Origin of the sequence: Salinivibrio sp. EAGSL, assembly GCF_013366455.1 — a bacterium.
Classification (GTDB): domain Bacteria; phylum Pseudomonadota; class Gammaproteobacteria; order Enterobacterales; family Vibrionaceae; genus Salinivibrio; species Salinivibrio costicola.
In genome coordinates, this window is the sequence record NZ_JABWMG010000017.1 from 1 (window position 1) to 14,488 (window position 14,488).

Annotated in this window: 12 protein-coding genes, 2 tRNA genes and 1 pseudogene; 1 reads left to right on the forward strand and 14 read right to left on the reverse strand. The window is 50.4% G+C overall.

Annotation, left to right across the window (positions count from 1 at the left end):
• Positions 1-62: 62 nt before the first annotated feature.
• From HLG76_RS11150 to HLG76_RS11180, 7 genes are all read right to left on the reverse strand, one after another.
• Positions 63-139, reverse strand: a tRNA-Arg gene (locus HLG76_RS11150).
• A 24-nt stretch (positions 140-163) separates the two neighbouring features.
• Positions 164-256, reverse strand: a tRNA-Ser gene (locus tag HLG76_RS11155).
• Between the two features lie 197 nt (positions 257-453).
• Complete coding sequence (gene csrA, locus HLG76_RS11160; RefSeq protein WP_021022078.1) at positions 454-651, reverse strand: carbon storage regulator CsrA; 198 nt, start codon at positions 649-651, stop codon at positions 454-456.
• A gap of 442 nt (positions 652-1,093) precedes the next feature.
• Entirely contained in the window at positions 1,094-3,676 is a 2,583-nt protein-coding gene (gene alaS, locus HLG76_RS11165; protein ID WP_175993663.1) for an alanine--tRNA ligase, read from the reverse strand.
• Positions 3,677-3,804: 128 nt separating this feature from the next.
• Positions 3,805-4,272 (reverse strand): regulatory protein RecX, encoded by a 468-nt coding sequence (locus HLG76_RS11170; protein WP_021022080.1) that lies wholly within the window; start codon positions 4,270-4,272, stop codon positions 3,805-3,807.
• Positions 4,272-5,321, reverse strand: coding sequence for a recombinase RecA (recA, locus tag HLG76_RS11175; protein ID WP_021022081.1), 1,050 nt, complete (start codon positions 5,319-5,321; stop codon positions 4,272-4,274). Before recA ends, HLG76_RS11170 begins: the two co-directional genes overlap by 1 nt.
• 131 nt (positions 5,322-5,452) lie before the next feature.
• Positions 5,453-5,938, reverse strand: a complete 486-nt coding sequence (locus HLG76_RS11180) for a CinA family protein (protein ID WP_368656356.1) — start codon at positions 5,936-5,938, stop codon at positions 5,453-5,455.
• Between the two features lie 139 nt (positions 5,939-6,077).
• On the opposite strand from HLG76_RS11180, the pseudogene mutS reads away from it, so the two are divergent.
• Positions 6,078-8,623 (forward strand): annotated as a pseudogene (gene mutS, locus HLG76_RS11185) (DNA mismatch repair protein MutS).
• A gap of 134 nt (positions 8,624-8,757) precedes the next feature.
• Here mutS and rpoS read toward each other — a convergent pair.
• The 7 genes from rpoS to ispD all read right to left on the reverse strand — a co-directional run bounded on the left by rpoS (position 8,758) and on the right by ispD (position 14,466).
• Positions 8,758-9,732 (reverse strand): RNA polymerase sigma factor RpoS, encoded by a 975-nt coding sequence (rpoS, locus tag HLG76_RS11190; RefSeq protein WP_077660061.1) that lies wholly within the window; start codon positions 9,730-9,732, stop codon positions 8,758-8,760.
• Between the two features lie 104 nt (positions 9,733-9,836).
• Positions 9,837-10,784, reverse strand: a complete 948-nt coding sequence (locus tag HLG76_RS11195; protein WP_077660062.1) for a peptidoglycan DD-metalloendopeptidase family protein — start codon at positions 10,782-10,784, stop codon at positions 9,837-9,839.
• A 34-nt stretch (positions 10,785-10,818) separates the two neighbouring features.
• On the reverse strand, positions 10,819-11,439 hold the full coding sequence (locus HLG76_RS11200; RefSeq protein WP_077459779.1) for a protein-L-isoaspartate(D-aspartate) O-methyltransferase: 621 nt from the start codon (positions 11,437-11,439) through the stop codon (positions 10,819-10,821).
• A gap of 85 nt (positions 11,440-11,524) precedes the next feature.
• Entirely contained in the window at positions 11,525-12,262 is a 738-nt protein-coding gene (gene surE / locus HLG76_RS11205; RefSeq protein ID WP_077459780.1) for a 5'/3'-nucleotidase SurE, read from the reverse strand.
• A complete protein-coding gene (truD, locus tag HLG76_RS11210; RefSeq protein WP_077576437.1) occupies positions 12,246-13,277 on the reverse strand; it encodes a tRNA pseudouridine(13) synthase TruD in 1,032 nt (343 codons plus the stop codon). Before truD ends, surE begins: the two co-directional genes overlap by 17 nt.
• Complete coding sequence (gene ispF, locus HLG76_RS11215; RefSeq protein WP_077646658.1) at positions 13,274-13,753, reverse strand: 2-C-methyl-D-erythritol 2,4-cyclodiphosphate synthase; 480 nt, start codon at positions 13,751-13,753, stop codon at positions 13,274-13,276. Before ispF ends, truD begins: the two co-directional genes overlap by 4 nt.
• Entirely contained in the window at positions 13,753-14,466 is a 714-nt protein-coding gene (gene ispD, locus HLG76_RS11220; RefSeq protein WP_021022087.1) for a 2-C-methyl-D-erythritol 4-phosphate cytidylyltransferase, read from the reverse strand. The genes ispF and ispD overlap by 1 nt, the downstream gene beginning before the upstream one ends.
• Positions 14,467-14,488: the final 22 nt, after the last annotated feature.

Here is a 14,488-nt window from a genome sequence, read left to right on the forward strand (position 1 = left end):
AAACCGTATACTCCCTTAGCAGGGGAGCGCCTTCAGCCACTCGGCCACCTCACCGCAAGTAGTGGCGCGTCCGGGAGGATTCGAACCTCCGACCGCCTGGTTCGTAGCCAGGTACTCTATCCAGCTGAGCTACGGACGCGCATCTATCTTGCTTGCAACAACATGGCGGTGAGGGAGGGATTCGAACCCTCGATACGGCTACAAACCGTATACTCCCTTAGCAGGGGAGCGCCTTCAGCCACTCGGCCACCTCACCGTCGCTGCGGGTGCACATATTACTTTGAGCCAGATATATGTCAAACACTTTTCGGGGAAAAGTCGCCTTGTTACTAACAAATGGACAATTATCACCCACCAGGTGTTTTTATTGTTGGTTTTATCGCCGTTTCATTTTGATTTTATGGGAAAACCAACCATAAAAAAGGCCGACCCTGGTCGACCTCTTTTGCTTTGTTAGTAGTCGTTTTGACTACCGGCTGGCGCGCCTTTTTCGGCTTGAATACGCATGTAGATCTCTTCGCGGTGTACAGAGACATCTTTCGGTGCATTCACACCAATACGTACTTGGTTACCTTTTACACCCAACACAGTGACGGTGACTTCATCACCAATCATCAAGGTTTCGCCAACACGGCGAGTCAAAATCAGCATGCTTCTACTCCTTGAGTATCAATCTTTTATTTATTCAATTAGTTTCTGAGCCAGATAACCCGCCAGCGTATCGGCTCGCTATCTGCAATCGTTGGATTATTTCCCTGCTCGTGATGCCAATGCGGGAGGTTTTGTTACCCGCACTTCACACTATGGCCGAATTATCACACCATATCCAGAAAAGGGCAGAGAAATTTACTGTTTTATCATCATACCGTTAGCCATAAAGGCGCGTGATCTGAGACAACAGAGTAAGAGAAATCAGTGTTGCACTGGTCAGCAAAGCGATAAAATGTAAGCGATATCACCGCTCAGCACCGACACATCGCCTAAGGCGTTGCACTATACAGAATCAAAAAAAAAGTGCAATTATTAATCTAGATCACAAAAAAAGGCCGCGCATGGCGACCTTCTTGACTTTTCTTAAATGCTTTTTAGCGAATTATAACCGTTCGGCAAGCCAAGCATCGACAGCGGCTAACGCGCTGGGTAATGCGCTTACATCGCTACCACCCGCTTGCGCCATATCAGGGCGACCACCGCCTTTACCACCGACTTGTTGCGCGACAACATTGACCAGCTCACCCGCTTTCACTGTACCGGTGAGATCTTTGGTCACACCCGCAATCAGGCCTACTTTATCATTGGCGACATTGCCGAGAAGCACAATCCCGCTCCCCATTTGGTTTTTGAGATCATCAACCATACTACGCAGTGCCTTGTTATCTGCCCCATCGAGTTGGCTGATCAGTACCTTAGTGCCATTGATTTCGCGCACTTGATTAATCAATCCAGCGCTTTCTTGTGCTGCGAGCTTTTGCTTCAGTTGTTGGATTTTCTTCTCCAACCCTTTAGCTTTGCCATGCACTTCATCCAATTTGGCCTCGTAGTCGGCTTGGGTTTGGTACACATTATCTATCGCCGCTTGACCTGTAATGGCCTCGATACGACGCACTCCAGCTGCAATACCTGCCTCTGAAACGATTTTGAACATACCAATGTCGCCGGTACGATTGGCATGCGTGCCACCGCAAAGCTCGATGGAGAAGTCGCCCATACTCAATACGCGCACTTCGTCGTCGTATTTCTCACCAAACAATGCCATCGCGCCTTTTTGTTTCGCAGCGTCGATATCCATGACTTCCGTTTGTACTGCATTGTTAGCGCGAATTTGCTCATTAACGATACGCTCTACCGCTTTTAGCTCATCGGCAGTCACAGGCTCTAAGTGAGAAAAATCAAAGCGCAAACCATCAGCGCGCACCAAGGACCCTTTTTGCGCAATGTGATCGCCGAGCACGTCACGGAGCGCTGCATGTAACAGGTGCGTGGCTGAGTGGTTCATGGCCACCGCATGACGACGCTTGGCATCGACTTGCGCGATTACCTGCGCGCCAACACTTAGCTGTCCGTCGGATAAAGCACCATAATGAGCAATCGCCTGCCCGATCTTCTGGGTATCCGTTACCGTGAAACGCCCTTGGTCGGTATCAATGATGCCTGTATCACCACACTGACCACCGGCTTCGGCATAGAAAGGGGTGTGGTCGAGGATAACCACCGCGTGATCGCCCGATGCCAGATGGTCGACCGGTTCACCCTCCACGAAAATCTCAGTGATCTGACCTTTCGCCTCTGTGCCTGTGTAACCGCAGAAATCAGAGCCGTGGTCGACTTTAATCGTTTGGTTATAATCGGTGCCAAATTGACCGGCTTCACGCGCGCGTTGACGCTGAGCGTCCATCGCCGCTTCAAAACCGGCTTCATCAATGCGGTAACCGCGCTCACGCGCGACATCGTTGGTTAAGTCCGCTGGAAAGCCGTAGGTATCGTAAAGCTTGAAGACGGTCTCGCCATCCAACTCATCGCCATCCACTTTATCTAACGCTTCTTCTAGCATTAACATGCCGCGTTCAAGAGTACGACTAAAGTTGTCTTCTTCAATTTTTAGGACTTTTTCAACCATGGTTTGCTGCGCACGCAGATCTTCGCCGGCCGTGCCCATGATGGTGGCCAACGGCCCCACCAACTTGTAGAAGAAGGTGTCTTTGCTGCCTAACTTATTACCATGACGCACCGCACGACGAATAATTCGACGTAACACGTAGCCGCGCCCTTCGTTAGAAGGCATCACACCATCGACAATCAAATACGCACAAGATCGGATATGATCAGCGACCACACGCAAAGACTGATTGGTCAGGTCTTCAACTCCGATGATGTCAGCCACTTGCTTAATTAATTGCTGGAAAACATCAATTTCATAGTTGGAGTGCACGCCTTGCTTAATCGCGGCGATACGCTCAATCCCCATTCCCGTATCAACTGACGGTTTAGGGAGGTTCTCCATGGTGCCATCAGCTTGTCGATTGAACTGCATGAAAACGATATTCCAGATCTCAATGAAGCGATCACCGTCTTCTTCAGGCGTACCTGGAGGCCCTCCCCAGATATGCTCACCGTGGTCGTAGAAAATTTCACTGCAAGGCCCACAAGGTCCGGTATCCCCCATTTGCCAGAAGTTGTCTGACTCATACGGCTTTCCGCCTTCTTTATCGCCGATACGCACAATGCGATCCGCCGGTACACCGATGGTGTTATGCCAAAGATCAAACGCTTCGTCATCAGTGTGGTAAATGGTCACCAACAGTTTTTCTTTTGGCAAACCGATCGTCTCGGTCAAAAACGCCCACGCATAAGCAATCGCGTCTTTTTTGAAGTAGTCACCAAAACTAAAGTTACCGAGCATTTCAAAAAAGGTGTGATGACGAGCGGTAAAGCCTACATTTTCAAGGTCGTTATGTTTACCGCCGGCGCGCACACAACGTTGTGCTGAGGTCGCACGTGTGTAGTCTCGCTTCTCGGCCCCTAAGAAGGTGTCCTTAAATTGGTTCATGCCTGCATTAGTGAACAACAGTGTTGGGTCGTCGGCAGGGACGAGCGATGAGCTAGGCACAATCTGGTGCCCTTTGCTTTCAAAGAACTTGAGAAACGCTGTACGGATCTCATCAGTGCTCATATACATTGGCTAATCCTGATAATCGAATATTGCGTTAGCAACCGGTTATGGTAATGACGCGATGGGAGCATCGTATTGTTTACGCCATTGTAAACAACCGATCGCGTGGGGAAAAGAGACAGAGTAGGATTGGTTTAGAAATGCGGGTCGATATCGTCGTCATTCAGCGCGTATTGGATTTGATCAAAGTTAAAACCGCGCGATTGTAAAAAACGCATGCGTTTCGCTTTCACCTTGTGTTCAACAGGAGGAAGACGGCCATCTAGGTCAGCATACTTACGTATCGCTGTTTCTTTGGCGACTAGGTACCAATCCACTTCAGCGTCTTGCTCTGCGCGGGCGAGTAGCTCAATATCAACGCCTTTACGTTTCGCATCTTGGCAGATACGCAACCAGCCATGATGTTTGTTTATTCCCTGACGCAACAGGCTGGTAGCAAAGCGCGCGTCATCTAACCAGCCTCGTTCTAAGCAGTCATTAATAGTGAGGGTAATTGCGTCGTCATCAAATCCGCGTTGAGACAATTTTTGTGTTAGCTCGTGGACAGAGTGATCGCGGCGAGCCAACAGGCCCACCGCTATTTCTTGGCACGATGCCGCCATTACAGCTTCTCGTCCTCAGTATCTGCCTCAACGTTGGCGTCTACAGCTTCGTTGTTCAGGCCTGGCTGCAGCAACATCTCTCGCAAGGTGGTGTCAATTTCTTCAGCAATATGGGGGTTTTCTTTCAGGTATTTACATGCATTGGCTTTACCTTGGCCAATTTTATCGCCTTTGTAGCTGTACCAAGCTCCGGCTTTTTCTACCAGTTTATGTTTCACACCCAGATCCACCAGCTCGCCCTGCAAGTTAATGCCCTGACCATAAAGGATTTGGAACTCTGCTTGTTTAAACGGTGCGGCGACTTTGTTTTTTACCACTTTGACGCGGGTTTCGTTACCCACCACTTCATCGCCTTCTTTAATCGCACCAATGCGGCGAATATCTAAACGGACCGATGCATAGAACTTCAATGCATTACCGCCTGTGGTCGTTTCTGGGTTACCAAACATCACACCAATCTTCATCCGAATTTGGTTGATAAAGACCATCATGGTATTGCTGTTTTTGATGTTGGCGGTCAGCTTACGCATCGCTTGTGACAGCATACGTGCTTGCAGACCCATGTGGGAGTCGCCCATTTCGCCTTCAATCTCAGCTTTTGGCGTCAAGGCTGCGACCGAGTCGATAACAATCATATCAACGGCCCCGGAACGCGTCAGCGCATCAGCAATTTCCAAAGCTTGTTCGCCAGTATCGGGCTGAGACACCAACAGGTTATCAATATCGACACCCAGCTTGCGCGCATAGATTGGGTCGAGTGCGTGTTCCGCGTCAATAAACGCACAAGTCTTGCCCTTTTTTTGTGCTTCAGCGATGGCTTCTAGGGTCAATGTCGTTTTACCTGATGACTCAGGTCCATAGATTTCGATGATACGACCAAATGGTAGGCCACCGGCGCCTAGCGCAATATCCAGAGACAAAGAGCCGGTCGATACGGTTTCGATGTCCATGGTACGGTCATCACCCAGACGCATGATTGAGCCTTTGCCAAATTGCTTTTCGATTTGCCCGAGTGCGGCTGCGAGCGCCTTTTCTTTGTTATCGTCCATTTCGGTCTCCAGGAAATAAAACGCTATCTCTATGAGATAAAAGCTATCATTAATGGGGCTAAGTATACTGTCCATTTATACAGTGTCTAGCCCTGTTTAGAAAAAATCTATCGGATGCGACACGCCTCCGATTATGGCGACAATCGCTGTAGCGCAAATGAGAGTGCATGTTCAATGGTTTGTTCACGCACGGCGCGCCGATCACCATCAAAATGACATACTTCACTATCCGTTTCACCATTGTGCCACGCCCAAGCAAACCAAACAGTACCGATCGGTTTATCATCGCTACCACCACTCGGTCCTGCAACACCACTGACCGCAATCGCTAATCCTGCGTTAGCCTCGGCCAATGCACCTTCCGCCATCGCGCTGACCACAGGCTCGCTCACTGCGCCATACTGGGCCAGTAAATCCGTGGAGACATGAACTAATGCTTGCTTTGCGGTGTTGCTATAGGTAACCCATGCCTGCTGAAACCACTGCGAGCTGCCTGGCACATCGGTCAGGCAATAGGCAATACCACCGCCGGTGCATGACTCCGCGGTAGTCACGGTTAATTCTGTATCCAATAGGGCATCACCCAAACGCTTTGCCAATGAGAATAAAGGGTCCACTGCGCACTCCTTTTTATTGGGTTGAGAAACCTGCACCACAACTTTACCCCTTGCGGTCCGATCACGTATTCTAACGCCCTTAACGTTCCATTTTGCAGGTCTAGTCGTGACAGTACAAGCGCTCGAAAAGCACACTCCCATGATGCAACAGTATCTCAAACTTAAAGCGCAGCATCCTGAAGAGCTGCTCTTTTATCGTATGGGAGATTTTTACGAACTCTTTTACGACGATGCCAAACGCGCCTCTCAATTATTAGATATTTCATTGACCAAACGCGGCAGTTCAGGCGGTGAACCGATCCCCATGGCAGGCGTGCCCTATCATGCCGTGGAAGGCTATTTAGCCAAGTTGGTGCAATTGGGTGAACCCGTTGCCATTTGCGAGCAAATTGGTGATCCTGCCACCAGTAAAGGCCCGGTTGAGCGCCAGGTGGTACGCATCGTGACACCGGGTACCGTCTCTGATGAGGCATTGCTGAGTGAACGCGTCGACAACCTAGTGGCCGCATTGACGTGCGATAACGACCAGTTTGGCTTTGCAACTTTAGATATCACCTCTGGGCGATTCGTTCTGACTGAGCCGACAACCTATGAGCAGATGCAGGCGGAATTGCAGCGTACTCAGCCTGTCGAACTCTTGTATCCAGAGGACTTCCCCTACCCCGATCTCTTATCGGTGAGCCGCGGTGCAAGACGCCGTCCAATATGGGAGTTTGATTTAGACACGGCACGCAGCCAATTGACCGGCCAGTTTGGTACGCGCGATTTAGTTGGCTTTGGCGTCGAGGACTGCTCTCTTGGGCTAAGCGCGGCAGGCTGTGTTTTACAATATGCTAAAGAAACGCAGCGTACTGCACTGCCTCACATTCGTGCCATTGTTAAAGATCAGCAAGATAGCTCTGTCGTGCTTGATGCTGCAACACGACGTAACTTAGAAATCACCCAAAATCTCGCCGGTGGCACCGATAACACGCTGGCCGAGGTGCTAGACCAAACCACGACACCGATGGGCAGCCGTTTACTCAAACGCTGGTTACATCAACCCTTGCGCGATCGCCAAGTGCTCAATCAGCGCTTAGATGCCATTGGCACCCTGCTAGACAATAGCTTGTACACGGATCTTAGCGACGCCCTCAAGCCGGTGGGAGACATTGAACGTGTCCTTGCTCGCTTGGCCATGCGTTCAGCGCGCCCGCGTGATATGGCAAGGCTACGTACTGCATTGGCGCAGCTACCTGAGGTGCAAACATTGCTCACCGAGCTTGACCACAGTGCCTTCTCCGATCACCAAAAAGCCACCACTCCGATGCCGGAGTTACACGATCTACTCACGCGGGCCGTCGTCGACAATCCACCGGTAGTGATCCGTGATGGCGGCGTGATTGCGCCAGGGTACAACGCGGAACTGGATGAGTGGCGCGACTTGTCCGAAGGCGCATCACGTTACTTAGAAGAACTAGAAACCCGCGAGCGCGAGCAATATGGCATGACACGCTGAAAGTGGGTTATAACCAGGTGCATGGTTTTTATATTCAAATCAGCCGCGCGCAAAGTGATCGGGTACCTGCGCACTATATTCGCCGTCAAACGCTTAAAAATGCCGAGCGCTACATCATCCCAGAATTAAAAGAGCATGAAGACAAAGTGTTAAGCTCTCGGTCTAATGCGTTGGCGCTCGAAAAACGCTTATGGGACGAATTGTTTGATCAGTTACTGCCACATTTGGCGCGATTACAGCAAGCGTCAGAGGCGTTATCCGCGTTAGATGTATTGTGTAACCTCGCGGAGCGTGCTGATAGCCTCAACTATCATCGCCCAACATTGACCGAACAACCGGGGATCGATATCGAAGCGGGTCGACACCCGGTGGTTGAGCAGGTCATGACGGATCCGTTTATCCCCAACCCGATCACATTAAATCCTGAACGCCGCATGCTGATCATTACCGGTCCGAATATGGGGGGTAAATCTACCTATATGCGTCAAACAGCCTTGATCACCTTGCTAAGTCATATCGGTGCCTATGTGCCCGCCGAGCACGCCACCATTGGACCTGTTGATCGTATCTTTACCCGTATTGGCGCGTCCGATGACCTTGCCTCAGGGCGTTCGACATTTATGGTAGAGATGACAGAAACCGCGAACATTCTTCACAATGCCACGGCCAACAGCTTGGTGTTAATGGATGAAATTGGACGCGGCACCAGTACTTATGATGGCTTGTCCTTAGCATGGGCCAGTGCCGAGTGGCTGGCAGAAAAAATCCATGCCATGACCCTATTTGCCACACATTACTTTGAGCTCACCGAACTGCCAGGACAAATGGAAGGCTTGGTCAACGTTCATCTAGATGCGATGGAGCATGGCGATGAAATCGCCTTTATGCACGCGGTACAAGAGGGAGCAGCCAGTAAATCTTATGGTTTAGCAGTCGCAAGCCTGGCCGGGGTTCCCAAACCCGTCATTCGCCGCGCCAAACATAAGCTGGCCCAACTTGAGCAAAGCGGCCAGCACACGGCAAATACCAAACAGTCGGTCGGTAAAATAATACCGACGCAATTGCCTTTGCTCCCCGAGCCCAGTGAATTAGATCATGCAATTGATGCACTCAATCCAGATGAAATGACCCCGCGTCAGGCCTTAGATGCGCTTTATGCCCTTAAAGCATTGCAGCAATCACGTTAATCACGCCAGGTGAAGCCATTCGCATTGATTATCGCGCATTAATCATCACCAAAGCATCGATGACCGCACAACAAAAAACGGGACAGCCTTTGCTGTCCCGTTTTAATGTTGCTCTATGATTTGGGTAGTGTTGTCTATTGTTCGACATTAAAGAGCGATTCAATACTTAGCCCTTGATGGGTCAGCATGTCGCGTAAACGACGTAGGCCTTCCACTTGAATTTGACGAACCCGCTCACGGGTTAGGCCAATTTCACGCCCAACATCTTCCAGCGTAGAGGCTTCATGTCCCAGAAGACCAAACCGGCGCGACAACACTTCGCGTTGCTTCGGATTCAGCTCCTGTAGCCATTGCACAATCGATTTCTTCATATCATCGTCTTGCGTGGTGTATTCAGGCCCATCCTGCTTTTCGTCAGGGATGATATCCAACAGCGCTTTTTCTGAGTCACCACCAATCGGATTATCCACAGAGCCAATACGTTCATTGAGGCGGAGCATACGATTTACATCTTCAACCGGCTTATCAAGCTGCGCGGCAATATCTTCCGCTGTCGGCTCATGATCTAGCTTTTGCGCTAATTCACGGGCAGTACGCAGATACACATTCAACTCTTTGACGACATGAATAGGCAGACGAATGGTACGCGTCTGGTTCATAATGGCACGCTCAATGGTTTGGCGAATCCACCAGGTTGCATAGGTTGAAAAACGGAAGCCGCGCTCTGGGTCAAACTTTTCTACGGCACGGATCAGGCCAAGGTTCCCTTCTTCAACCAGATCCAATAACGCTAGCCCCCGATTCGAGTAACGACGCGAGATTTTAACCACCAATCGCAAGTTACTCTCAATCATACGTTTACGGGCAACCTCATCACCCCGTAGCGCTCGACGTGCGTAAAGCACCTCTTCTTCGGCAGTAAGAAGTGGTGAGAAGCCGATTTCACTTAGGTAAAGTTGGGTGGCATCAGAGGCTTTGGACGTGGCTGCTTGTTGCTGAACAGCCTCTTCGACTTCTTCGGCCACCTCTGGGGCTTGCGCCTCAACGGTGTCCAATTCCACGTCTTGATTCAAGCCGTCCAGTTTTTTTGCGGTATTTGTTTGGCTCATAGCGCCTCCCTTATGACGTAGCAGCAAAGCAGAATGTGTTTCTGCTTTAACCGGCCCCGTCACATCGGTGGCTGCAGCGTTATCACTTTGGTTTTGCCCCTGTGCTAACGCTTTGGCAGATAATGCAACGGATTGACCGATTTTCCTTTGTAGCGAATTTCAAAATGCAACCGAACACTGTTTGCACCAGAACTGCCCATTGAAGCTATTTTTTGCCCCTTCGTGACAGCTTGGCCTTCTGAAACATAAAACGAATCGTTGTGCGCGTACGCACTCAGATAATCATCATTGTGTTTCACTATTATTAATTTACCGTAACCTCGAAGCGCGCTTCCGGCGTAAACGACTTTTCCATCTGCCGCTGCCTGAATACGTTGTCCTCGTTGCCCAGCAATATCTATGCCCTTATTGCCTCGCTCTGTACTAGAAAATCGGGACACCATTCGGCCTTTTGCTGGCCATTGCCAGGTAATCTGTTGGTTAGATACGCTAGCGGTCCGCTTATTAACAACTTTTTTACTTTTTTCTTTTACTTGACTGTACCCCGCTGAAGGGTCCGATTCAACGTCTTTTGTGCGTTGAGTCGCGGTTTTTGACTTCTTTTTCCCCTCGAATTTGCCAGGATCGGCGCCTTTTCTAGAAGATGCTGCTACCGACGCAGCACTTGCAGTGGCTTTTGTGGCAGCGGCCACAGAAGCGCCATTGGCGACGACCTCGGCAGCAGAAGAAGATGAGGAAGATTGGTCCCTAGTGGGCGATTTAGCCACATCGGGACGCTGATAAGCGGGCTTCCACAATGCCAGTGTCTGCCCGGGATAAATGGTGTAAGGAGGCTGTAAATTATTATGCTCGATGATATCGTCAATATCGCGATCCGTGATGTAAGCGATGTAGTAAAGCGTGTCGCCTTTTTTCACTTCATAATAGCTACCGCGGTAGCTGCCTCTATCCACACTGGTGTAATCGGGCGTCACACTGGATACCGGTGCCGGTCCTCGCCAGGAACAACCAGATAAAAAAACTAATAGTGACAGAAAAAGCGCGATTTTCATCTATTTTAAAACACAGCTCCATCGCTCAGGCAGTTTATGCCAGTTCGCCCGCAACAAGGGGAACAAATTTAACCGATTCAACCATCTCGGTGTCGAATCTCGTTCCGTCACGCGTGACTTTCATCAGCGTTTGCTCAGCATCACCAATGGGAATCAACATCACACCGCCATCATTAAGTTGTTCACACAAAGCCTCCGGAATGTTGGCGGCTGCCGCGGTGACCATAATAGCATCATACGGTCCTTTACTCGGCCAACCTTGCCAACCATCTCCATGCTTGGTGGAAACGTTATAAATATCCAGCTGTTTAAGGCGCCGTTTGGCCAGCATTTGTAATTGTTTAATCCGTTCGACAGAATAAACATGATCGACCAAGTTCGCGAGGATGGCGGTTTGATAACCGGACCCAGTGCCAATTTCCAAAATGCGACTATCTCGTTGCAAATTGAGTAGCGATGTCATCTTAGCCACAATATAAGGTTGTGAAATGGTTTGTCCCCAACCAATCGGTAACGCATTGTTTCCGTAGGCCTGGTGGGTCATGGCTTCAGAGACAAATAAATGTCTGGGCACGGCTTGCATGGCATCTAAAACGTCAGTGTTTGTCACACCTTGTTGTTGCAAAAATTGAATAAGTGATTGCGCTTGACTCAACGTCTGCTTCCTTTATCACTGAGTTTGAATCGATAAATAAGGCTGCCGCCTCATTGCGGCTAGCCCAGTATGGCACGCGAGGGGACTACTCAGTCAGCCATTGCGAAAACACACCTAGCGTATCATGAGCGGTTAAATCCACTTGCAGTGGTGTGATAGAGACAAACTGCTCAGAAATCGCGTGGAAGTCGGTTCCTGGTCCTGCGTCTTGTGTTTTACCCGGCGCGCCAATCCAGTATATCGGTTTACCTCGCGGATCGCCTTGTTTTATCACATCTTCTGCGTGGTGGCGGGCGCCAAGACGGGTCACTTTCCAACCCGCAAGACGGTCAAGAGGCACATCCGGCACATTAATATTGATCAAACGATGGTTCGGCGCCTCATGACGCTGGTTTTTCGCTAAAAACTGTTTCACCACATGTGCCGCAGTGTCAAAGTGTTGATGACCACAAAGTGAGACTGCGATTGCTGGCGCGCCGAGGAAAAATCCTTCTGTTGCCGCAGCGACCGTCCCCGAGTACAGTACGTCATCACCCAAATTCGCCCCATGATTGATCCCTGTAATCACAAAATCGGGCTCCCACGGCAACAGCTCCCGCAGGGCTAAATGGACCGAATCCGTCGGGGTGCCTTGAACCGCATAACGTTGGGGACCCAGTTCACGTACCCGTAATGGATTTTCCAACGTTAACGAGTTGGAGGCCCCTGAGCAGTTACGATCCGGCGCGGCGACTACGACATCAGCAATACTCGATAACACCTCGGTCAATGTTTGGATCCCTTGCGCATGGTAGCCGTCATCGTTACTAATCAATATGCGCATCACGCTCTCCTTGTTCATTTGCAATCACAACTTCTCTCATCACTGCTGTCGCAAATGCCCCCGCAGGTAAAAAGAAACTGACGGTCAAGGTATCAGTATCGTGCGACCACGTCATGGCCTGAGGCAGTAAACGTATTAGGCGACGGTCATGACGCATGCGATTATCGCGAATCACCGCCAATAAATCTGGCTCTTGTTCTACCACATTTAACTCAAACTGCTCGGCGTCAGCGGTGGTCGGTAAAGCATTATCACCCGTCATCGGTGCAGTAATGGTTGGCTTTTGAAGACCGGCCTCGACCGTATACGTTTGTTTTTGCTCGTCCATACATAAATCACCAGCCAGTGTCTGGTCAAACAAGCCAGCCTTTAATCGCGCAGAAACCACTTGATTAAACAACAACGCACGCGCAGCTGAGAGATAAAAACTACGTTTACTCTTATCCCGGACTTTGCGCTCTCCACGCCCCCAAGCACGAGCTATCGCCACATTGTTGCCCTCGCGACCAAATCGCTGAGCGCCAAAATAATTAGGGACGCCCTCTTTAGCAATGGCTTCAAGACGAGGGAGCAATGCTTGCGGATCGGTAAGCTGACGAATACAGAGCGTAAACTGATTACCAATCAAATCACCCGGACGTAGTTTATGTTGATGCCGTGCGGTGCCCTCGATACTGACAACACCCGGATGGGTCTCGACAAACGCCGCTAAATCCGGATCATCTTTTCCTGGCAGGTGAACGCTGAACCATTGCTCTGTTACCGCATGGCGATCTTTTAAACCGGCCCAGCTGACTTGGCGCGAGGTAACACCACAGGCTTTTGCCAGTTCGTTAGCTACGTATTGCGTGTTTTCACCCCGCTTTTTAATTCGGACTAAAAAGTGCTCGCCTTGACCAGATGGCGTAAAACCGAGGGATTCTGAGACAATAAAATCGTCTGGAGAGGCTTTTAAGGTCCCGGACTGTGTCGGCTGACCATGTGAGTACGCTAAAGGTGCCAGTAAGTCTGTCATAGAGCCTCTTTATTCAATAAGACAACGGCTTCGCACGCGATGCCTTCTTTACGGCCAGTAAAACCAAGACGCTCTGACGTCGTCGCTTTGACGTTGACCGCGCCCATTTCCACGCACAAGTCTTTTGCGATCGCCGCGCGCATCGCTTGAATATGCGGGCCCATTTTAGGTGCTTGGGCAATAATGGTGATATCCGCATTCCCGAGCTGATAGCCTTTCGCTCGTACTTTGGTGTAAACGTCTCGCAGTAACATCCGGCTATCGGCCCCAGCCCATTCTTCACAGGTATCTGGATAATGCTGGCCAATATCGCCGGCGGCAATCGCGCCCAGTAAAGCATCACATAACGCATGGAGGGCAACATCACCGTCTGAATGCGCGATCAGTCCTTGCTCATAAGGCACTGCCACCCCACCGATAATAACCGGGCCATCGCCCCCAAATTTATGCACGTCAAAGCCGTGTCCAATTCGCATCATGCTTGGCCTTCTTGTTGTGAAAGGTAAAACGCTGCAAGCCACTGATCCTCTGGATGGGTGACCTTAATATTGCTAGCACTCGCAGGCACCAAAATCGGATGTCCGCCGATCGCTTCAATCGCGGAAGCTTCATCGGTGACCTGATCACCGGCTATTTCCAGTGCACGTTTTAGTGTTTGAGTTAAAAACATTTGTGGCGTCAGGGCATGCCAAAGCGCTTCGCGCTCAACCGTATGTGCCACTTGTCCATCGTCATTCGCGCGCTTCATCGTGTCTCTCACTGGCGCCGCCAATAAGGCTCCGTCCTGATGAGATTGCGCGTGCGCGATCAGCGCATCAATGTCTGCATGCGTCACACACGGTCGTGCCGCATCATGCACCATGACCCATTGGGTTGTCACCGCCGCCAATCCAGCTTGTACAGAGGTTGCGCGAGTTAGCCCCCCGGTCACAACCTGCACATCGGCATGCTCACCAAGGCCAGTTTGCGCAAAGTAACCGTCGTTAGCGCTAATCGCAATCACCACCGAACTAATCGTAGGGTGTGCCAGCAAGCGCTCAACGGTATGTTGAAGCAGCGTTTTGCCTGCTAAAGTAAGGTATTGTTTAGGACAGTGAGCCTGCATTCGGCGTCCTACCCCGGCGGCAGGGACCACGGCACTGATACCCGACCGCAAAGCGCCAGGCTGCAAAGAGGTTTGTTCGACCACAAGTTATCTTCTTTGTTAGTAC

What these genes read in the sequence shown, in the direction of transcription:
- HLG76_RS11195 (WP_077660062.1), bottom strand. Translation starts at nt 10,784, where the DNA reads ATGAAAATCGCGCTTTTTCTGTCACTATTAGTTTTTTTATCTGGTTGT.
- alaS (WP_175993663.1), bottom strand. Translation starts at nt 3,676, where the DNA reads ATGTATATGAGCACTGATGAGATCCGTACAGCGTTTCTCAAGTTCTTT.
- surE (WP_077459780.1), bottom strand. Translation starts at nt 12,262, where the DNA reads ATGCGCATATTGATTAGTAACGATGACGGCTACCATGCGCAAGGGATC.
- csrA (WP_021022078.1), bottom strand. Translation starts at nt 651, where the DNA reads ATGCTGATTTTGACTCGCCGTGTTGGCGAAACCTTGATGATTGGTGAT.
- ispF (WP_077646658.1), bottom strand. Translation starts at nt 13,753, where the DNA reads ATGCGAATTGGACACGGCTTTGACGTGCATAAATTTGGGGGCGATGGC.
- rpoS (WP_077660061.1), bottom strand. Translation starts at nt 9,732, where the DNA reads ATGAGCCAAACAAATACCGCAAAAAAACTGGACGGCTTGAATCAAGAC.
- recA (WP_021022081.1), bottom strand. Translation starts at nt 5,321, where the DNA reads ATGGACGATAACAAAGAAAAGGCGCTCGCAGCCGCACTCGGGCAAATC.
- HLG76_RS11170 (WP_021022080.1), bottom strand. Translation starts at nt 4,272, where the DNA reads ATGGCGGCATCGTGCCAAGAAATAGCGGTGGGCCTGTTGGCTCGCCGC.
- truD (WP_077576437.1), bottom strand. Translation starts at nt 13,277, where the DNA reads ATGACAGACTTACTGGCACCTTTAGCGTACTCACATGGTCAGCCGACA.